The organism is Aeromonas sp. FDAARGOS 1406 (assembly GCF_019048565.1).
In the GTDB taxonomy this organism is placed as follows: domain Bacteria; phylum Pseudomonadota; class Gammaproteobacteria; order Enterobacterales; family Aeromonadaceae; genus Aeromonas; species Aeromonas caviae.
The window spans coordinates 2,225,879-2,244,153 of the sequence record NZ_CP077378.1 but is presented as its reverse complement, the minus strand read 5'-3'; the positions used below and the strand labels follow the sequence as shown (position 1 = coordinate 2,244,153).

At 63.2% G+C, this 18,275-nt stretch carries 16 protein-coding genes; 6 read left to right on the top strand and 10 right to left on the bottom strand.

Translation table 11 applies throughout. The features are described 5' to 3' along the window. Nucleotides 1-31 precede the first annotated feature (31 nt). Together I6L36_RS10555 and I6L36_RS10550 are read right to left on the bottom strand one after the other, a co-directional pair. Nucleotides 32-301 carry a PepSY domain-containing protein gene (locus I6L36_RS10555; RefSeq protein ID WP_010672753.1) on the bottom strand — a complete coding sequence of 90 codons (270 nt, stop codon included), beginning with the start codon at nucleotides 299-301 and terminating at the stop codon, nucleotides 32-34. 121 nt (nucleotides 302-422) lie between these two features. Continuing rightward, nucleotides 423-875 (bottom strand): YaiI/YqxD family protein, encoded by a 453-nt coding sequence (locus I6L36_RS10550; RefSeq protein ID WP_039039769.1) that lies wholly within the window; start codon nucleotides 873-875, stop codon nucleotides 423-425. Between the two features lie 131 nt (nucleotides 876-1,006). Here I6L36_RS10550 and zntB point away from each other — a divergent pair, with 131 nt between their 5' ends. Both zntB and I6L36_RS10540 read left to right on the top strand, forming a co-directional pair. After that, nucleotides 1,007-1,972, top strand: coding sequence for a zinc transporter ZntB (gene zntB, locus I6L36_RS10545; RefSeq protein ID WP_174213885.1), 966 nt, complete (start codon nucleotides 1,007-1,009; stop codon nucleotides 1,970-1,972). Between the two features lie 9 nt (nucleotides 1,973-1,981). Beyond that, on the top strand, nucleotides 1,982-2,500 hold the full coding sequence (locus I6L36_RS10540; RefSeq protein WP_052815684.1) for a mechanosensitive ion channel domain-containing protein: 519 nt from the start codon (nucleotides 1,982-1,984) through the stop codon (nucleotides 2,498-2,500). Between the two features lie 36 nt (nucleotides 2,501-2,536). On the opposite strand, the gene I6L36_RS10535 is transcribed toward I6L36_RS10540, so the two are convergent. The 5 genes from I6L36_RS10535 to I6L36_RS10515 form a co-directional block, all read right to left on the bottom strand. Then, nucleotides 2,537-2,785: a hypothetical protein gene (locus I6L36_RS10535; RefSeq protein ID WP_010672757.1), complete on the bottom strand. Its 249-nt coding sequence runs from the start codon at nucleotides 2,783-2,785 to the stop codon at nucleotides 2,537-2,539. A gap of 69 nt (nucleotides 2,786-2,854) precedes the next feature. After that, complete coding sequence (locus I6L36_RS10530; protein ID WP_109112374.1) at nucleotides 2,855-4,645, bottom strand: sodium:proton antiporter; 1,791 nt, start codon at nucleotides 4,643-4,645, stop codon at nucleotides 2,855-2,857. A gap of 94 nt (nucleotides 4,646-4,739) precedes the next feature. After that, a complete protein-coding gene (locus tag I6L36_RS10525; protein WP_010672759.1) occupies nucleotides 4,740-5,261 on the bottom strand; it encodes an MltR family transcriptional regulator in 522 nt (173 codons plus the stop codon). Between the two features lie 97 nt (nucleotides 5,262-5,358). Then, nucleotides 5,359-6,504: a mannitol-1-phosphate 5-dehydrogenase gene (locus I6L36_RS10520; RefSeq protein WP_010672760.1), complete on the bottom strand. Its 1,146-nt coding sequence runs from the start codon at nucleotides 6,502-6,504 to the stop codon at nucleotides 5,359-5,361. Between the two features lie 37 nt (nucleotides 6,505-6,541). Beyond that, nucleotides 6,542-8,470, bottom strand: coding sequence for a PTS mannitol transporter subunit IICBA (locus I6L36_RS10515; protein ID WP_052815686.1), 1,929 nt, complete (start codon nucleotides 8,468-8,470; stop codon nucleotides 6,542-6,544). 697 nt (nucleotides 8,471-9,167) lie between these two features. Between I6L36_RS10515 and I6L36_RS10510 the strand changes: the two genes are divergently transcribed. Further along, complete coding sequence (locus I6L36_RS10510) at nucleotides 9,168-10,505, top strand: IS4-like element ISAeme15 family transposase (RefSeq protein WP_041205620.1); 1,338 nt, start codon at nucleotides 9,168-9,170, stop codon at nucleotides 10,503-10,505. A 49-nt stretch (nucleotides 10,506-10,554) separates the two neighbouring features. Here the strand turns inward: I6L36_RS10510 and I6L36_RS10505 are convergent, their stop codons facing one another. The 3 genes from I6L36_RS10505 to I6L36_RS10495 form a co-directional block, all read right to left on the bottom strand. Then, nucleotides 10,555-12,576 carry an exoribonuclease II gene (locus I6L36_RS10505; RefSeq protein WP_049637234.1) on the bottom strand — a complete coding sequence of 674 codons (2,022 nt, stop codon included), beginning with the start codon at nucleotides 12,574-12,576 and terminating at the stop codon, nucleotides 10,555-10,557. Nucleotides 12,577-12,662: 86 nt separating this feature from the next. Beyond that, a complete protein-coding gene (locus I6L36_RS10500; protein WP_010672764.1) occupies nucleotides 12,663-13,562 on the bottom strand; it encodes a LysR family transcriptional regulator ArgP in 900 nt (299 codons plus the stop codon). Between the two features lie 233 nt (nucleotides 13,563-13,795). After that, nucleotides 13,796-14,425 carry an acyl-homoserine-lactone synthase gene (locus I6L36_RS10495; protein ID WP_029313613.1) on the bottom strand — a complete coding sequence of 210 codons (630 nt, stop codon included), beginning with the start codon at nucleotides 14,423-14,425 and terminating at the stop codon, nucleotides 13,796-13,798. 64 nt (nucleotides 14,426-14,489) lie between these two features. Between I6L36_RS10495 and I6L36_RS10490 the strand changes: the two genes are divergently transcribed. From I6L36_RS10490 to I6L36_RS10480, 3 genes are all read left to right on the top strand, one after another. Then, the gene (locus I6L36_RS10490) at nucleotides 14,490-15,272 is read left to right on the top strand and encodes a LuxR family transcriptional regulator (RefSeq protein WP_010672766.1); all 783 of its coding nucleotides are present in this window, start codon (nucleotides 14,490-14,492) and stop codon (nucleotides 15,270-15,272) included. A 262-nt stretch (nucleotides 15,273-15,534) separates the two neighbouring features. Further along, a complete protein-coding gene (gene lysE / locus I6L36_RS10485; protein ID WP_042864503.1) occupies nucleotides 15,535-16,155 on the top strand; it encodes an L-lysine exporter in 621 nt (206 codons plus the stop codon). A gap of 127 nt (nucleotides 16,156-16,282) precedes the next feature. Beyond that, nucleotides 16,283-18,262: a bifunctional 2',3'-cyclic-nucleotide 2'-phosphodiesterase/3'-nucleotidase gene (locus tag I6L36_RS10480; protein ID WP_162540585.1), complete on the top strand. Its 1,980-nt coding sequence runs from the start codon at nucleotides 16,283-16,285 to the stop codon at nucleotides 18,260-18,262. Nucleotides 18,263-18,275: the final 13 nt, after the last annotated feature.

The following is an 18,275-nucleotide window of genomic DNA, read 5'->3' as shown; positions in this document are numbered from 1 at the left end:
GGGGGCCGGGGGAAGACCGGCCGGGGCGGCGTTACTCGTCGATCTCTTCTTTCACCTTTTTCAGGTCGGTCGGGTCGAAGTAGATCTCGACCTTGCGCTTCTCCTTGTCCCAGCCGTAGATCTCGTAGCAGCCGGTCTTGGTGGCCTTGAACTTCTTGATGTCGTAGCCCATCGCCTTGATCTGCTGCTGGGCGTCGGCTTCGCTCATCCACTTGCTCTTGTCGGCCTGGGTGCATTGGGGGTCGGCCAGGGCTGCACCGCTCAACAGGGGGATCAGTAACAACAGGGGGGTCAGTTTCATTGCTTGCTCCTTGCGGGTGGTTGGGTCAACAGTCGCAAGGCTAATCAAGGAGCATTAAGGAAGAATTAAGGGAAAAGGGAAATGAATGGCTCTCCCCGGCGGTGGGCCGGGGAGAGGGTGATCAGCTCAGCTTGCCCCTGACCAGCCACTTGTCCAGCGCATTGGCGAAGCGCTGCTTGTCGGCGGCGTTGAAGGGCGCAGGGCCACCGGTCTGGACGCCGGCAGAGCGCAGCTCCTCCATGAAGTTGCGCATCCCGAGCCGTGCCTGGATGGTCTCCCGGGTGTAGATCTCACCCCGGGGATTGAGCGCCTCGCCCCCGGCGTCGATGACCCAGGAGGCGAGGGGAATGTCGCCGGTGATCACCAGGTCGCCTGGCTTGACCTGCTGGGCGATGACATGATCTGCCACATCGAAGCCCTTTTCCACCTGCTGGGTCTTGATGAAGGGGGAGGGGGGGACTCTGAGCCCCTGGTTGGCCACTAGCGTGGTCACCACCTGGGCGCGGTGGGCGGCGCGGTAGAGGATCTCCTTGACCGGGATGGGGCAGGCATCGGCATCAACCCAGATGGGCATGGCATGGCTTCCTGTGTCTGGAACGGGTGGCGCATCTTAGCATGGCTGGTGCGGGGCGGCTGCCCCGGGGCTGAGTCGTCCCCGCCTTTGGTGTAAGCTGGGGCCTGCACATGAAACGAGAAGGAGACGAGATGGATCGGGTGCCCGGTGACGTGATTTATGGCCTGACCCTGGACGGCAAGGGGGGCATGACCCCGCTGGCCGAAGGTAGCGAGATCCCCTGTGCCCAGCCCGGCTGGCTGCATCTGGACTATGGCAACCCGGAGTCGGCGCGCTGGCTGCTGCAGACGCCGCTGCTGGGGGAGGCGGCCCGGGAGGCCCTGCTCGGCCAGAGCAATCGTCCCAAGCTGGTGCGGATGGGGGAGACGGTGCTGCTGATCCTGCGCGGCATCAACCACAACAAGGATCACAGGCCTGAAGAGATGGTGGCCCTGCGGATCTTCATCACGCCGGATCTCATCATCAGCAGCCGACGTCGTCCGCTGCTCTCCGAGAAAGATGTGTTCGAGCAGCTGTCGCTGGGTGGCGGTGCCGACACACCCGCCGACTGGCTGGTGGAGATATGCGACGCCCTGACCGACCGGGCCGGGGAGTTCGTCGAGGAGCTGCACGACCAGATCCTGGATCTGGAGGAGATGGTGCTGATGCGCGACCTGCCCGCCAACGGTCGGCTTGCGCGCATCCGCAAGCAGCTCATCATGATCCGTCGCTACCTCTCCCCTCAGCGGGATCTGGTGGCGCGCCTGGCCAACGAGAAGATCAGCTGGCTGGACGAAGATGACAGGCGACGCCTGCTCGACATCGCCGACCGCTTGCGGCGCTGGCTCGACGATCTGGATGCCGGGGTGGCGCGCACCGCCGTGCTGGCGGACGAGATCAACAACCTGATGGCGGAGGCGACCAACCGCCGTGCCTACCAGATGTCGGTGATGGCGCTGCTGTTCCTGCCCGCCAGCTTCCTGACCGGCCTGTTCGGCATCAACCTGGGGGGGATCCCCGGGGCCGAGAGTCCGACCGCCTTCTGGGTGTTCTGTGGCTTCCTGTTGGTGCTGGCGACCGGACTGGCGGTCTGGCTCAAGCACAGGCGCTGGTGGTAAGGAGTGAACATGACGACATGGGAATCTTTTGGCGTGACCCTGCTGCTGTTGCTGGGGCACACCCTGGTGCGCGGCCTCATTCACAAGAGCCTGATGGCCCTTGGCCAGAGCCGGCAGGTGAGCGAGAACCGGGTACTCTACGTGGAGCACGTATTCCACTTCCTGCTGGGCTGCGCCACCCTGCTGATCCTGGCCGGGGTCTGGGGGCTCGACTTCTCCCGGCTGGTGGTGCTTGCCTCCTCCTTCTTCGCGGTACTGGGGGTCGCCATGGTGGCCCAGTGGTCGATCCTCTCCAACATCACCGCCAGCATCACCATCTTCTTCGCCTTCCCCTACAAGATTGGCGATCGCATCCGCATCCTCGACAAGGATGACTCCGTCACCGGCATCATCACCGAGATCGGCCTCTTCTACGTGCGGGTGCGGGATGACAACGGCGATCTGGTCACCTATCCGGCCAACCTTATTCTGCAAAAGCCGGTGAGGCGGCTGGAGGGAAAGGAGGCTGAGCCTACGCAGCCGGAATGAGAAAAGGCTCCCTCGGGAGCCTTTTTCGATGGCTGTTCAGCGTTCGAAGAAGCGGTAGAGGTGCTCGACCTGGACGGGGCAGTCGGCCACCAGGTGGATGTGGTCCCGTGCCTCCTCGGTGGACGAGAAACTCATGGGGCACCCCAGGGTGTCCGTCATCACGTAGAGGTGGCCGTCCTGCCCCCTGAACTCCACGATCCAGCCGGGGGAGACGATGTCGTGCATGATCTCCGCCTCCTTGAACCTGTGCTGCTGGTGAAGCGCGCGCAATTCACTGACTGTCATGACATCCTCCTATGACTCATGGCGCCACCCTCAAGTCTAGTTCTCCTTCCCGGTGGCGCCGTCATCGGATCAGGGCACCGTCGCCCCCTCCCGGGGTGGCTGCAGGGCGATCAGCAGCTCCCCGGGCAGCGGCGTGACAGGGCCGGTGACCACCCTGGGTCTGGCCTTGGCATCCAGCACGAACAGAGGAATGGCGCCGGGATTGGCATCCTGATACTGGTCCCAGTCGAAGGTGTCGCTCAGGCGGGTCGCCTTGATCTGCCCGCCCCGGCTCAGCAGGCCGCTCAGCCTGGCGAAGTTGATGTCGGCACCGAACAGGTTCTGGCGGGCACGGAAGGTGGCGCTCTCCCGGTTGGCCTTGCCGTGCTGTTCGCTGGAACGCAGGGAGTGGACCTTCTCCTCCCCGTAGAGGTGGGCGAAGTGCAGCACCCCGAGGGCGTTGTTGTGGCGGCTTGGAGAGAGCGCCAGCACGGTGCTGATGCTGGTGAGGGGCAGGTGCCGTTCGGCGTGCTCCGACTGGGGGTTGCCGAAGTAGCAGGGCAGGCCGCTCATGCGGGCCAGCTTGCAGTGCTCCCAGGCAGGATCGGAGAGCTGCACCGGGATCCCCTGGTCCGCCAGCGCCTTGCCGATGGCCCGGGCCACCGAGTTGGCGCCGATGAGCAGCCAGACATTGGGGGCGCTCTGGCGCATGTCGAGCAATCTGGCCAATGGCGTGGCCGTCAGGCTCTGCAGCACCACGGTGAAGATGATGACCGCAAACACCAGGGGCACCAGCTTGTCGGCATCCTCGATGCCGGCCTCGTGCATGCTGATGGCGAAGGAGGCGCTGACCGCCGCCGCCACTATGCCCCGGGGGGCTATCCAGGCGAGCAGGGCGCGGGCGCGCCAGGGCAGGTCCGACCCCCGGGTCGAGACCAGGATGCAGAGCGGGCGGGCCACGAACTGCACCACGCACAGCAGGGCCAGCACCATGGGGCCGAGCTGCCAGAGCTGGGCCAGATCGAGGCGGGCCGCCAGCAGGATGAAGAGGGAGGAGATGAGAATGACGGCGAGATCCTCCTTGAAGGCCAGCACCTCCTCCAGATCCAGCCCGTCCTGGTTGGCGAGCCAGATGCCGAACACCGTCACCGCCAGCAGGCCGGATTCGTGACTGAGCCAGTCAGACAGGGTGAAGGTCACCAGCACCAGCGCCAGTACCCCGAACTTGTGCAGGCTGACCGGCAGCCAGTCCTTGCGGATGAGCAGGGTGGTGAGCCAGCCGGCACCGACCCCGATGAGCGACCCCACTCCCACCGTCTTGGCCAGGGCCAGCAGGGTATGACCGACCAGATCCCCCTGGCTGCCGAGGCGCACCGCCTCGAACACCAGTACCGCGAACAGGGCGCCGATGGGGTCGATGACGATCCCCTCCCAGCGCAGGATCTTGTCCACCTCCCGGACCGGGCGGATCACGTTGAGCATGGGGGCGATCACCGTGGGGCCGGTCACTACCAGCACGGCGCCGAGCACCATGGCGACCCGCCAGTCCAGCCCAAGCAGGAAGTAGCTGGCGGCGCCGATGACGGCAAAGCTGGTCACCATGCCGGTGGAGCAGAGGTTGCGTACCACCTTGCCGATCCCCTTGAGTTCGGTCAGGTGCAGGGTCAGCGCCCCTTCAAACAGGATGATGGCGACCGAGAGGGAAACCAGGGGAAACAGCAGATCCCCCAGCAACTGATCGGGATCGAGCAGACCGGTCACCGGGCCGAGCAATAGGCCGCTCAGCAACAGGAACAAAATGGCGGGAACGCGCACGGACCAGGCAAGCCATTGGGCGAGCAGGGAGATGAGGGCTATTCCGGCGAGGGAGAGAGCAATCATGCCAACCTCGTACAGGTGATGGGGTTGGACCTAGTGTAGCGGGGAAGGGGGGCAAGATGACACCCGCCAGGCGTGCAGGGGAGAGCCGCTCAGATCAGATGGGGCTCTCTTTGTGGAGTTCGGTGACGCAATCGGTCACCGCCAGCACTAGGGCGGAGCGCACCATCTGATCGAGCCGGTTGAGCTGCATCTGGTAGAGGGGCCAGTCCTCCTCGTTGGCCGGGGGATCCTGCGGCATCATGCTGCCCTGCTGGATGGCATTCAGGCGCTCGAGCAGATCGCGGACCGGCTTGTCGCTGAAGCGGTAATCCTTGGGGTCGCGTACCAGAAAGTCGCGGATCTTCAGGTACGCCTCGAGATCCTGATAGCGCTCGAGGGAGATGAGGCCGAGGGCGAAGATGAGCTTGAGGCGCACCTCCAGCTGGCCGAGGGGGCCGCTCTGGTTGAGCAGGGGTTCGATGGCGTATTTGACGGCATACTCCTCCTGACGAAAGGCTCGCCGCATCAGGGAGTCGACCGCCTCTTCCAGGATGGTCACGACCTCGAGAAAGAAGCCGCGGGGGCCATCCTGCTCGTTCAGTCGCTCCAGTACTTCATCTTCCTGGTGTGTGGTCATAAGTGCTTCGGGTCCGGCTGACAGGGGGAGAGCAGGCCCTCCCCCAGTTTGTATCGTACGGGGTCCGTCACGGGCGGTGTGACGCCACCCCATCAGGTCACTTCAAGTTGTTGTAACGGGCGACGATGGTGCGTACCACATCGCTGTGCTCATCCAGGCCGGTGACGCGGGCCAGGGTTCGTGCCGGACCAAGTTCCGCCAGCATGGCCTGCAGCTCCACCGCCTGGGGATCGTCCTCATTGCGGTAATGCAGTGCGGCGGCGATGCCCTCCTGCAGGTGATCGCTCGGCAGGCCGTACTCCAGGGTGCCGAGCAGCGGCTTCACCAGCCTGTCCCCCGCCGCCAGCTTGCGCAGCGGCTGGCGACCGACCCGGTCAATCTCGTCCACCAGATAGGGGTTGGCGAAGCGGGAGAGGATCTTCTCGATGTAGGCGGCGTGCAGGCGCGGGTCGAAGCCGTAGCGTTTCACCAGCACGGCCCCGCTCTCCTCCATGGCGCGGCGCACCTTGCTGCGGATCAGCGGATCCTCGATCGCCTCGCGCACGGTGCGATATCCCCTGAGCTTGCCGAGATAGGCGGTGACGATGTGGCCGGTGTTGAGGGTGAACAGCTTGCGCTCGACGAAGGCCATCAGGTTGTCGGTGGGCTCCATGCCCGCTACCTGGGGCATCTCCCCCTTGAACTGGGTCCGATCGACGATCCACTCGCTGAAGCTCTCCACCGTCACCTCCAGGGGATCGTCGTTCGCCGCGGCGGGCGGAACGATGCGATCCACCGCCGAGTCGACGAAGCCGACGCACTGCTCGAGGGTGGCATGATACGCGACCGGCAGGTACTTGAGTACCTCCTCCTTGAGGTGGCTGGTGCCGCGCACCATGTTCTCGCAGGCGATGACGTTGAGGGGAGTCAGGTTGCCAGCATCGAAGCGGGCCTGCAGCCCCTTGGCCAGGGTGCTGGCAATCTTGTCCAGGATGTTGGGGCCGACCGCCGTGGTGACCAGATCGGCGGTGATGATACGGGCGATCACCTCGTGTCCGGCGGAGCTGACGGCGGCAACGTTGCGCACCACGTCCAGCTTCTGATCCGTGCCCACCACGTGCACCTTGTACTCCTGGCGGTGGTTGAGCTGGTCGATCAGGGTCTCGTTGACGTCGGCGAAGGTGACCTGATGGCTGGCGTCAGCCAGCAGTTTGCCGATGAAGCCCCGACCGATGTTACCGGCACCAAAATGCAATGTTTTCATGATATTAACCTCTACAACCAAAGACGATGACGGATGATTACGCGGCCTGCTCGGCCCCCAGCAGATCCAGGAACTCCTGGGGATCCTGGGTGCTGGCCAGACGGTCGACGAGACCGGGCTCATCCAGTGCATTGGTCAGGCGGGTTATGACCTGTATGTGTTCATCGTTGCGGGCGGCAATGCCGATGACCAGGCGCGCTACCTCATCGGCGCCCTCGCCGAAGGCGACTCCGGCCGGGTACTGGCAGATGACGATGCCGGTACGCTTCACGTGCTCCTTGGCGGCGATGGTGCCGTGGGGCACGGCGATGGATTCGCCGAGGTAGGTGGAGACCAGCTGTTCGCGCTCCAGCATGGCGTCGACGTAGTCGGGCGCCACGTAGCCCCGCTCCGCCAGCAGCTTGCCGGCGGTCACGATGGCCGCTTCCTTGCTCTCGGCCTTGAGGCCCAGGTGCACGTCCTGCAGGCTCAGGGTGAAGACTTCCGGCTCCTGCGGATCGTAGCTGTCGTCGTTGGCCGCCACCAGCAGTTGCGGGTTGGCGACGTCATCGTTGGCCGCGTTGGCCAGGCTGAGGTTCTGCACCAGCTCCTGATAGAGGGCGTTGTCGAGGAAGTTGGTCAGCGAAATGTGCTGTGCATGCGGCGCATGGCGACGGGCACGGTCGGTGAGATCCTTGTGGGTGATGACCAGATCCACCTGATCGTCCAGGTTGTTGATGGCACGGTTGGTGACGCTGATGTCGAGACCGGCGGCCTGCACCCGCTTGCGCAGCATGCCGGCGCCCATGGCGCTGGAGCCCATGCCCGCATCGCAGGCGACGACGATGTTGCGCACTGCGGTCAGCTCGGTTTCCGGCTTCTTGGCGGCGGTGGTCTCGGGCTTGGCACCCTTCATGGCTTTCATCTTGCGGGTGGCTTCACCCAGGGCATCGGCCTCGTCGGCTTCCGGCTGCTGGGCACGGACGAACACGGCAGCGACCAGGAAGGAGACGGTGGCGGAGGCGACGATGGAGAGCAACACTCCGATGAGGGAGGCTTTCGGCGTCATCAGCAGCACGGCGAAGATGGAGCCCGGGGAGGCGGGGGAGACCAGACCGGCGTTGAACAGGGTCAGGGTGAAGACCCCGGTCATGCCGCCTGCGATCACCGCCAGGATGAGGCGCGGGTTCATCAGCACGTACGGGAAGTAGATTTCGTGGATGCCGCCGAAGAAGTGGATGATGGACGCACCGGCAGCGGACTGCTTGGCGGCACCACGGCCGAACACCATGTAGGCCAGCAGCACACCCATGCCCGGACCCGGGTTCGCTTCAATCAGGAAGAAGATGGATCGGCCCTGTTCGGTGGCTTGCTGGATCCCGAGCGGCGAGAAGATGCCGTGGTTGATGGCGTTGTTCAGGAACAGGATCTTGGCCGGCTCGACGAAGATGGAGGTGAGGGGCAGCATGTGGTTGTCCACCAGGAAGCCGACACCGCTCGCCAGCACGCCGGAGAGCACCTTGACGAAGGGACCGATGACGAAGAAGGCGAGAATGGCGAGCAACATGCCGATGATGCCGGCGGAGAAGTTGTTCACCAGCATCTCGAAGCCGCTCTTGACGCGACCTTCCATCGCCTTGTCGAAGCGCTTGATGGCCCAGCCACCCAGCGGGCCGACCATCATGGCGCCCATGAACATGGGGATGTCGGTCCCCACGATGACGCCCATGGTGGTGATAGCACCGACCACGGCCCCCCGGTCACCCCCGATCAGCTTGCCGCCGGTATAGCCGATGAGCAGCGGCAGCAGGTAGGTGATCATGGGACCAACCAGCTTGGCCAAGGTTTCATTGGGCAGCCAGCCAGTGGGGATGAAGAGGGCGGTGATGAAGCCCCAGGCGATGAAGGCGCCTATGTTGGGCATGACCATATTGGACAGGAAGCGTCCAAAATTCTGTATCTTGACTTTGGTATCCGGTGATAACATGTCGGGACCCCGTTTTAAGCCTGTGTGATTAAAAGTGGTAGTCGGGATGACGAGTTTTGCCGAACTCCCATCCCAGTCGTCTAAGCAACTTCAATCTACCAGCTTGTGATCAAATTAGGCTGAAAACGGGGTGTCTTGTGACCTGGGTCTCAAATACCCCGACCTCCCCCCTCCCGATATAGTGATGAAGATCACAGTTAGTCGCTGTATTTCGGCTACATTTCGATCTTCTCGCTTCTGGGTGTCAATTTTTTGTGATTGATGTCTCGTTTTGTGGTTTGCGAAAATGCGGTGTCAACGTGACTGTTGTCACAAAACCAAATTTTGCACTCAAATGAGTCATGGTTTGTCGCCTCGTATTTGCAAGGAATAACGATGGATATGCCGCAGTTCATCGTTAATCACCAATGAATCATTTATTTTGTAACCCACTTTCAGTTTTTCCCCCGAGAGGATCGGTTCTGAAAGGGCCTCTTGTGACGCCCGGGGGGCGGATCCTGATCCGCTCCCGTCTCGATCCTCCCTGCCGGTCGCGACGCAGGCAGGGGCCTGCGAGCGGGTCTCCCATCCCGTCTGCCCGCGGAGCGCAGCCATAAAAAAAGCCCGCAGGATGCGCAATGCTGATCAGTTAAGGATCCATTGACCGATCCTTCTGCTGTAGGACAATCCGGAACCAATCACTAGTTCCGGATTTTTTATGTCTATTGCAAACGATCTGAACGATGTTGTTGAGGCATCTGGCGACATGCTGGCTCGGCTGGCCATTTTTGCCGACCATATTCCCGACGAATGGATTACTGCCGCTGCCGCCTTGTCTGAAAAGGCCACTATCCGCCGACGCCGCTTACCTTCTGATATGGTCTTGTGGCTCGTCGTGGGGATGGCCTTTTTCCGCAATGAGCCCATCTCCGAGGTCGCTCGGCGCCTCAACATCTGTGCAGAAGGGTTGGCCAATGATGCCTTGCTCGCGGACAGTGCCCTGTCTCAGGCCCGTCAGCGACTCGGCAAACAGCCGCTCGAGTGGCTGTTCAAACAGTGCGCCGATGTGTGGGGGCGGGAACGTTATCCTGAAGACCATTGGCACGGTTTACAGGTCTTTGCCATCGATGGGGCCCTGTTCCGAACCCAGGATATGCCTGAACTCAGAGCACATTTCGGCTCGGGTAACACCTCAACCAACCGGCAGACACCCTACCCGATGCTGCGGTTGGTCACGCTCATGAATGTCCGCTCGCATGTCATTGCCAACGCGGCCATCAGCCCGTACCGCAAAGGGGAAATCCCCCTGGCCAGCGAGTTCATTCACTCATTGCCGGACAAGTCAGTGACCCTGCTGGATAAAGGCTTCTTCGGTGCCGACCTGTTGCTGCGTATTCAGGCCGAAGACACCGACCGTCACTGGCTCATCCCGGAACGCAAGGGGCTGGTATACACGGAACTTGAGCGCTATGGCGACGGTGACCGTCTGTTGCAAATGACGGTCTCGCCTCAGGCTAGCAAGAAAAACCCGGCGTTGCCGACACACTGGCAAGTTCGCGCAGTGACCTATGAGGTGGCAGGCAAGGAGAAAACGGTCTTTACCTCCCTGCCCGTGGCGCGATTCAGTGCAGCTCAGGTGGCGACCCTGTACCACGAGCGCTGGGAAATCGAGCTGGGATACCGGGATATCAAAAGCGCGATGCAGCACAACGCCATCACGCTGAGAAGCAAGAAAGTGGACTTGGTCTATCAGGAGCTGTGGGGATTGCTGCTTGGATACAATCTGGTCAGGCGGGAGGCCAGCCAGGCCGCCGTAGCCCATCAGCGAGCGCCCAATGAGGTGAGCTTTAAGTTTGCCTGTCAGTTCATCGCGAACCAGATGGCAGTGATGGCGGGCGCGTTATCGCCAGCCCATACGCCACGGAGGTTGGCGGAGTTGCGGGGCTGCATAGGCGTCATGTTCATAGAAAAACGCCCCAGGCCATCGAGACCCAGGGCGGTGAAGATATCAAAGACCCGTTTTCCGGTAAATCGCAATGCGGCTCCGCTTAAGTGAACAGCATTGCGCAGGATGCGGGCTTTTGCAGAGCAGACAAGCAGGGGGATCACTGCGCCTTGGGGGCCTCGTCGGCAGGCGCGGCATCGGCCTCGCTGGTCGGGGCCACCGGCGCCGGACCCGGCACCAGATCCACTGCCGGCTTGGCGATGAGGGAGCGGGTCTCTTCCACCGCTTCGGTCAGTTTGACCTCGATGATCTGGCCGAGCTCGTAGACCACCTCGGTCTTGTCCAGATAGACGCGGCCGTTGTCCCAGTTGCACTCCAGCCGATCCTTGTTGTCCAGGATATGGCGGGCGGGCATGAAGACCACGGCGCCGTTCTCCTGCAGGCGCAGCTTGAGGCCGGCGCGCATCACGTCGATGATCTCGGCGTTGAACACCTTGTCGGTGCCCGCATCGGCCTTGAGGTAGCGCACATAGAGCCAGTCGCCGATGTCGCGCTCCACCATGCGGTGCAGGCGGCGGCAGGCGGTCAAGTGCTCGGTCAGCTCCAGGCTGGGGCGCTCACCCGGGGTCTTGCCGGCGATGACCGCCTTGAGCAGGCGATGGTTGACCATGTCGCCGTATTTGCGGATGGGGGAGGTCCAGGTGGCGTAGGCATCCAGACCCAGGCCGTAGTGGGCACCCGGTTCGGCGGACATCAGGGCATAGCTCTGGAAGCGGCGGATCTTGCCGTCCAGCCAGCGGGTGTCCAGGTTGTCTATCCAGCGTCGCAGGGCGCAGAAGCCGGAGAGGCTGGCGATCTCTTCCTTCTCGAACGGGGCCTCGGCGGTCTTGAGCAGCTCGATGGCGCCGTCCAGGGACTCCTCGTCAAAGCCGGTGTGGACGTTGAAGATGCCGTAGCCGACCTCTTTGCCCAGCACGCGGCCGGCGCAGATGTTGGCGGCGATCATCGACTCTTCCACCATGCGGTTGGCGATGCGGCGCGGCTCCACGTGGATGGCCAGCACTTCGCCGTCTTCACCCAGCTCGAAGTCGTAGTCGGGTCTGTCCGGGAACACCAGGGCATGCTCGGTGCGCCACTTGATGCGGGCCTCCGTCATCGCCTTCATCAGGGGCAGCTGGGCCAGGACGCCGGCGTCGATATCCAGCGCTTTGCCGTGCTCGGCCCAGTCGGAGACGTCGTCATAGCTGAGACGGGCATGGGAATTGATGCGGGCGGCGAAGAACTCGGTCTCCTCCAGCAGCAGGCCGTCCTCGGCGATGAGCAGACGGGCGCACAGGGTGTTGCGCTCCTCGCCCTCTTTCAGGGAGCAGAGCTCGTCGGAGAGGGTGCGCGGGATCATGGGCACGTTGCGCCCCGGCATGTAGACGGTGAAGGCGCGCTGGGCGGCCTCCTTGTCCAGCTCGCTCCCCTCGGCCACATAGGCGGTCGGGTCGGCGATGGCTACCAGCAGCTCCCAGCCGTTCTCCAGCTTGGTGATGGCCAGGGCATCGTCCATGTCCTTGGTCTTGGCACCGTCGATGGTGAAGAAGGGAACCTGGGTCAGATCCCGGCGGGGCAGCTCTTCCTCTTCGATCACCTTCCACTCCGGCAGGTCCGCCGGTTCAATCTGGGCCAGGTTGTGGCGCGCGAGCACCACCCACCAGGGCACGTTGTGATCTTCCTGGGTGGCGATGAGCTGGGTGATCTCGGCGGAGAAGTTGCCGTCCACCAGGGCATGGCGCTTGAGGGTCGCCACCACCCAGTCCCCTTCCTTGAAGGATTTCTCGTCCAGACCCTTCTTGGCGCGGGCCTTGATGGCGTCCTTGATGAGGGGGTGGTCGGGCACCACGTTGAGGCGGTCGCGGAACATCTTCACTCGGCCGACGAAGCGGGTGACGGCCTGCTCCAGCAGGGCATCCGGCTCGGCCACCTCTTTCTCTTTTTCAGTGCGGATCAGGGCGCTCACCCGGTCACCGTGCATCACCTTCTTCATGTAGGGAGGCGGCACGAAATAGCTGGTCTTCTCATCGACCTCCAGGAAGCCGAAGCCCCGATCGGAGGCGCGGATCACACCCTCTTTCTTGGGGATGTTTTCGCGGATTTGTTGCTTGAGCTGGGCCAGCAGCGGATTGTCTTGGAACATAAATGGGGAACCTGAGTGGAGACCTGATGGTTAATCGCCCAGCACTATACGTTTTTACCCCCCCAAAGCCAAGGTGAATGGCCCCCTCAACGGGGTTGCAGTGCCCGTCGCCCCTGCTGGATCAGGCGCTGGGATATCTGCTTGTGCAGCCCCCGCTCCAGCACCCAGCGGTGCCAGTAGAGCTGCTCGACCAGGTGGTGATCCGGGTTGAGATCGAGCAGGCGCCCCTCTTCCAGTTGCTGGCGGATCTGCAATTCCGGGATGAGGCAGCAGGCCAGCCCCTGCTCCGCCATGGCGACGAAGGCCTCGGAGGATCGCACCGTGTGGCAGGGGTAGCCACCGGGGGGGAGGGCGAAATGACGGGCCATGTAGCTGATGTGCATGTCGTCGCGCTGATCGAAGGCCACCGCCGGCGCCTTGGCCAGGGCCGCCGCCGTGAGGCCGTTCGGGAAGTGGCGGGCGACGAAGGCGGGGCTGGCGGTAAGCAGATAGCGCATCTCGCCGAGTTCGTCGACGCAGCAGCCCGCCAGCGGCTGGGGTTGCAGGCTGACGGCGCCGAACGCCTGCCCCTCGCGCACCCGGTCCAGGGTGCGGCTCTCGTCATCCACCAGCAGGTTCAGCTCGATGGGGTATTGCTCCAGCAGTGGCGCCAGGGCGGGCAGAAACCAGGTAGCCAGGCTGTCGGCATTGACGGCGATGCTGACCCGGATGGGGGCCCTGGGCTCGTCGGGGGAGAGTTCGCCGGCCAGCTCCAGCTCCAGCTGGCGCACCTGGCGATAGTGGGCCAGCAGCTTCTGGCCGAGCCCCGTGGCCTGCAGCGGCTGGCTGCGGATGATGAGCGGCTCCGCAAACTGCTGCTCCAGCTGCTTGATGCGCTGGGAGATGGCGGACTGGGTGATGTGCAGGCGCTGGGCGGCGCGCTCGAAGTTTTGCTCCCGGATCACCGCGTCCAGGGCCAGCAGCAGCTTGTAGTCCAGCGTCTTCATCAGCATTCCTTATGAAAAGAGGGAGTTCAGCAAGAATGCTACTCAAGGGCGCGCCAGAGGACAACCTGACCGCCCCCATGAAGGGGGCCCGTCTCCGGGGCCGCCCCTGTGAGATGTGACAGTAGTCCTGACATGAGATTCATAAGATACTCACCCGGTCCGTTTTTGCATGGGGTGGAAACGGACCATAGCGAGCGTCTTGAATCCCGGGCCGGTCCCGGGACTTTTTTTGCTCAGATGACGGCGAGCAGAGCATCCCCCGCCGGCCGGTAATGGCCCTGCAGGGGGCGATGGACGGCGCGGTCGAAACGCTCGTCCAGGTGGAAGCGGATACCGACCCCGCGCACGGCCCCTAGATCCACCGCCTGGCGATGGCCGAGGCGTTCGATGGGCAGGCCGAGGCGACGGAAGATGCGCTCCACCGGCAGGCTGACCACGGCCACCAGCTCGCGGATCCCCTGCTCCCTGGCGAAGGCCAGCACCTCGCGGAAGATGACGCAGGTGAGTTCGCTGATGCCGTTCTCCAGGCGAGGGGCCCGGTCGGCGTCGATGGCGAGGCGGGTCAGCTCCCACACGTCGTTGCCGCGCGGCGGGGCTTCGCCAGCGAGGGCGGTGGGGAAGATGCTGGGCAGCATGTAATCCTGGGCGCAACTGAGCAGACGGATGCAGCCGCACAACCCCTGCTTGTCTTCAATCAGCACCCAGTGGGTGTCGGGCTTGTCGAAGTTGTCCCGCTCCAGGCCACGGCGGGATTCCACGTCCCAACCGAGTCGATCGGAGAAGACGCGGTTGCGAAATCGGTAGAGCTCGTTTTCGACCTCCCATCTGGGGTGTTCTTTCAATTTTCCTTTGAAAACAAGCATTCATGTCTCTCCATTTCATGGTTAGGCGCTATAATCCAAGGCCTTGGCCAGGGGAGGCTTGCCTATGACACGCGACCAACTGCTTGAGTACCTGGAACATTTCACGCTGGTGACCGATGGCAACCGGCTGTCCGAGCTCATCGGCCGCTTCACCCTGGGAATGGGCTACGACTACTACCGCTTCGCCCTCATCCTGCCCATGTCGATGCAAAGGCCCAAGGTGGTGCTGTTCAACCAGTGCCCCGACTCCTGGGTACAGGCCTACACCCTGAACAACATGCTGGCCTGCGATCCCATCATCCAGCTCGCCCGCAGGCAGACCCTGCCCATCTACTGGAACCGGCTGGACGAGAAGGCGCGCTTCCTGCAAGAGGGGAGCATGGATGTGATGGGGCTGGCGGCGGAATTCGGGTTGCGCAACGGCATCTCGTTCCCGCTGCACGGGGCGGCGGGGGAGAACGGCATACTCTCTTTCATCACCCGGGAGCGGGCATCGAGTGATCTGATGCTGGAGTCCTCGCCCATCCTCTCCTGGATGTCCAACTACATCTTCGAGGCGGCGATCCGGATCGTGCGCCAGAGCATGAGGGAGGACGATCCCCAGGAGCCCCTGACGGAGCGGGAGACCGAGTGCCTGTTCTGGGCCAGCGAAGGGAAGACATCGGGGGAGATCGCCTGCATCCTCGGCATCACGGAGCGCACCGTGAACTACCACCTCAATCAGGTCACCCGCAAGACGGGGTCGATGAACCGCTACCAGGCCATCGCCAAGGGGGTGAGCAGCGGCATCCTGCTGCCGAACCTGGAGCAGGTGGTGGTCACCAACTTCCCCTCCCTGTTGCAGTGAATACAGGCCCGGCGGCACCGGCTCGTCGCCCGGCATCCCCTCTGTCGCCATCACCGCTGTCCTGCGCCGTCCCATCCTGCCGCCGATTCTCGGGGCGGGGCTGTGACCCCACAATTGTCAGATCCTGCAATTGACAACCTTCTTTGTGTGGTTTCGGCCCGGTTTTCATCAGTTTTATGAATGCATCAGAAAATGAATGAATTTCTCTGATTGCCCGCGCCCCCTTATAGTGCGTTTCTCTCTTTCACAGGAACGCATCCCCATGTTCGCCACCACCCTGCAAGGCTTTACCCTCGGCCTTGCCATGATCATCCCCATCGGGGCCCAGAATGCCTTCGTGCTGAGCCGGGGCATTCACCGCAACCACCACCTGCTGACGGCGACCCTCTGCTGCCTGTGCGACCTCGTGCTGATCGGCATCGGGGTGTTCGGCGGGGCCAACCTGCTGGCAGCCAGCCCGATCGGCCTGGCACTGCTGACCTGGGGCGGCGTGCTCTTCCTCGGCTGGTTCGGTATCCGTTCCCTGCGCAGTGCCTGGCGCGGCCAGGAGGCGGCCCTGGCGGACTCGCCCCGGTTGATGGGGGTCAAGAGCGTGCTGGCCATGACCCTCGGAGTGACCCTGCTCAATCCCCACGTCTACCTGGATACCCTGATGTTGCTTGGCTCCTTCGGCAGCCAGTTTGCCGAGGAGCTCAGACCTGCCTTCGCGGCGGGGGCCATGCTGGCTTCTCTGGTCTGGTTCTACGGACTGGCGTTCGGGGCGGCGGCACTCTCCCCCTGGCTTGCCCGGGGCCGGGTGCAGCAAGCCATTGATCTTGTTGTAGGTCTCATCATGCTGGTGCTGGCGGCCAAGCTGGCATTGGGTGCTATATTGGCCTCATGAGGCTATTTTTGTGCCGGGCTTCATAAAAATGAGTCCCGGTGCCATCTGCTGACATATTCGTCTGTTAAATTCCCGGCGCTGGTAAAGCGTTACTCATAATAAAAGGGAAAAAACAGTGAATAACACCATGAAGCTGGGGGCTATTGCCGCCATCGTGCTGCTGTCTGCCTGCAGCAACGAGAATGACAGCAAGGCGCAGCCGGGGACCGTCTCCCTGCGCCTGATCCAGACCTCCGACATCCACTCCAACGTGCTGGGGTACGACTACTACCAGAACAAGGAGGATCGCAAGTTCGGCCTCTCCCGCACCGCCCTGCTGATCCGCGCCGCCCGCGCCGAGAACCCCAACAACCTGCTGCTCGACAACGGTGACCTCATTCAGGGCACGCCGCTGGCGGACTACATCTTCGAACAGTCCGGTGCCGGCTACCTCGAGAAGCAGGCGCACCCGGTGTTCAAGGCGATGAACGAGCTGGGCTACGACGCGGGCAACCTGGGCAACCACGAGTTCAACTACGGCCTGGACTACCTCGGCAAGGTGCTGGCGGGAGCCGACTTCCCCTATGTGAATGCCAACGTGTTCGAGGCGGGGGCCTTCAAGCGCGATGCCAAGGGACAGATTGACTGGAGCGGCAACAAGTTCACCCCCTATCTGCTGCTGGAGCGCGAGGTGACCGATGACAAGGGCCAGCGCCAGCGCGTCAAGGTGGGCATCCTGGGTCTGACCCCGCCCCAGGTGCTGCAGTGGGACAAGCGTCATCTGGAGGGCAAGGTGGTGGTGGCCGACATGGTCGAGACCGCCAATCACTATGTGCCCGAGCTGCGCGCCAAGGGCGCCGACATCGTGGTGGTGGTGGCTCACACCGGCATCAATGCCAGCAGCTATGAGGCCATGATGGAGAACTCCGCCTGGCATCTGGCCAAGGTGAAGGGGGTGGATGCCCTGATGCTGGGCCACGCCCACAAGAACTTCCCGGGTGACTTCCCGGATCTGCCGGAGGTGGACAATAAGGCCGGTACCCTGAGCGGCATCCCCACCGTGATGCCCGGCTACTGGGGCAACCACCTCGGCATCATCGACCTCAAGCTGGAACAGGTGGACGGCAAGTGGCAGGTGAAACAGAGCCAGGCCAGCCTGCGCAAGATAGACGCCAGCGAGGGCAGTGCGGTGGATCAGCGGGTGGTGGACCTGGTGCAGTCGGATCACGACGCCACCAACCAGTGGCTGGACGAGCCGCTCGGCAAGATCACCTCCCCCATCCACAGCTTCTTCGCCCTGGTGCAGGACGACCCCTCGGTGCAGCTGGTGAGCGATGCCCAGCGCCGCCACGCGGAGCAGTTGCAACAAGACGGCCTGCTCAAGGAGTCCTACCCGATCCTCTCGGTGGCGGCCCCCTTCCGTGGCGGTCGCAACGGCATCAACGACTTTACCTACGTGGCCCAGGGTGACATCTCCCTGCGCAACGTCTCCGACCTTTACATCTATCCGAACACCCTGCAGGTGGTCGAGGTGAACGGGGCCACCGTCAAGGAGTGGCTGGAGATGAGCGCCGGCCAGTTCAACCAGATCGACACCGGCAAGACAGAGGTGCAGTGGCTGGTGAACGAGAGCTTCCCCACCTACAACTTCGATGTGATTGACGGGGTCAACTACGAGGTGGACATCACCCAGCCGGCCCGCTACAGCAAGGACGGGGTCAAGGTGAGCGACGGCCAGCGCATCAGCGGCCTCACCTTCAACGGCCAGCCCGTGGACCCGGCCCAGAAGTTCTACGTGGTGACCAACAACTACCGCGCCAGCGGCGGCGGCCACTTCCCGGGCATCGACGGCAGCAACATCGTCCATGAAGATCCCTTCGAGACGCGGGAGATCATCGCCCAGTACCTGAAGGCCCAGTCTGCGGACAACCCGGCCGGCTTCAGCCCGGCGGCCAACAACAACTGGCACATGAAGGCCCTGCCCGCCAACGTGGACGTGCGCCTCTACTCCTCGCCGACCGACGAGGCCAAGGCCCTGGCGGGGGCGGATCTGTCGTACCAGTCCGCCCTGCCGATGGATGACGCCAAGCACCCCGGCTACGCCATCTACCGCCTGATCCGCCAGTAAGGCAGACGCTGGC

What these genes read in the sequence shown, in the direction of transcription:
- I6L36_RS10555 (WP_010672753.1), bottom strand. Translation starts at nt 301, where the DNA reads ATGAAACTGACCCCCCTGTTGTTACTGATCCCCCTGTTGAGCGGTGCA.
- I6L36_RS10550 (WP_039039769.1), bottom strand. Translation starts at nt 875, where the DNA reads ATGCCCATCTGGGTTGATGCCGATGCCTGCCCCATCCCGGTCAAGGAG.
- zntB (WP_174213885.1), top strand. Translation starts at nt 1,007, where the DNA reads ATGGATCGGGTGCCCGGTGACGTGATTTATGGCCTGACCCTGGACGGC.
- I6L36_RS10540 (WP_052815684.1), top strand. Translation starts at nt 1,982, where the DNA reads ATGACGACATGGGAATCTTTTGGCGTGACCCTGCTGCTGTTGCTGGGG.
- I6L36_RS10535 (WP_010672757.1), bottom strand. Translation starts at nt 2,785, where the DNA reads ATGACAGTCAGTGAATTGCGCGCGCTTCACCAGCAGCACAGGTTCAAG.
- I6L36_RS10530 (WP_109112374.1), bottom strand. Translation starts at nt 4,645, where the DNA reads ATGATTGCTCTCTCCCTCGCCGGAATAGCCCTCATCTCCCTGCTCGCC.
- I6L36_RS10525 (WP_010672759.1), bottom strand. Translation starts at nt 5,261, where the DNA reads ATGACCACACACCAGGAAGATGAAGTACTGGAGCGACTGAACGAGCAG.
- I6L36_RS10520 (WP_010672760.1), bottom strand. Translation starts at nt 6,504, where the DNA reads ATGAAAACATTGCATTTTGGTGCCGGTAACATCGGTCGGGGCTTCATC.
- I6L36_RS10515 (WP_052815686.1), bottom strand. Translation starts at nt 8,470, where the DNA reads ATGTTATCACCGGATACCAAAGTCAAGATACAGAATTTTGGACGCTTC.
- I6L36_RS10510 (WP_041205620.1), top strand. Translation starts at nt 9,168, where the DNA reads ATGTCTATTGCAAACGATCTGAACGATGTTGTTGAGGCATCTGGCGAC.
- I6L36_RS10505 (WP_049637234.1), bottom strand. Translation starts at nt 12,576, where the DNA reads ATGTTCCAAGACAATCCGCTGCTGGCCCAGCTCAAGCAACAAATCCGC.
- I6L36_RS10500 (WP_010672764.1), bottom strand. Translation starts at nt 13,562, where the DNA reads ATGAAGACGCTGGACTACAAGCTGCTGCTGGCCCTGGACGCGGTGATC.
- I6L36_RS10495 (WP_029313613.1), bottom strand. Translation starts at nt 14,425, where the DNA reads ATGCTTGTTTTCAAAGGAAAATTGAAAGAACACCCCAGATGGGAGGTC.
- I6L36_RS10490 (WP_010672766.1), top strand. Translation starts at nt 14,490, where the DNA reads ATGACACGCGACCAACTGCTTGAGTACCTGGAACATTTCACGCTGGTG.
- lysE (WP_042864503.1), top strand. Translation starts at nt 15,535, where the DNA reads ATGTTCGCCACCACCCTGCAAGGCTTTACCCTCGGCCTTGCCATGATC.
- I6L36_RS10480 (WP_162540585.1), top strand. Translation starts at nt 16,283, where the DNA reads ATGAAGCTGGGGGCTATTGCCGCCATCGTGCTGCTGTCTGCCTGCAGC.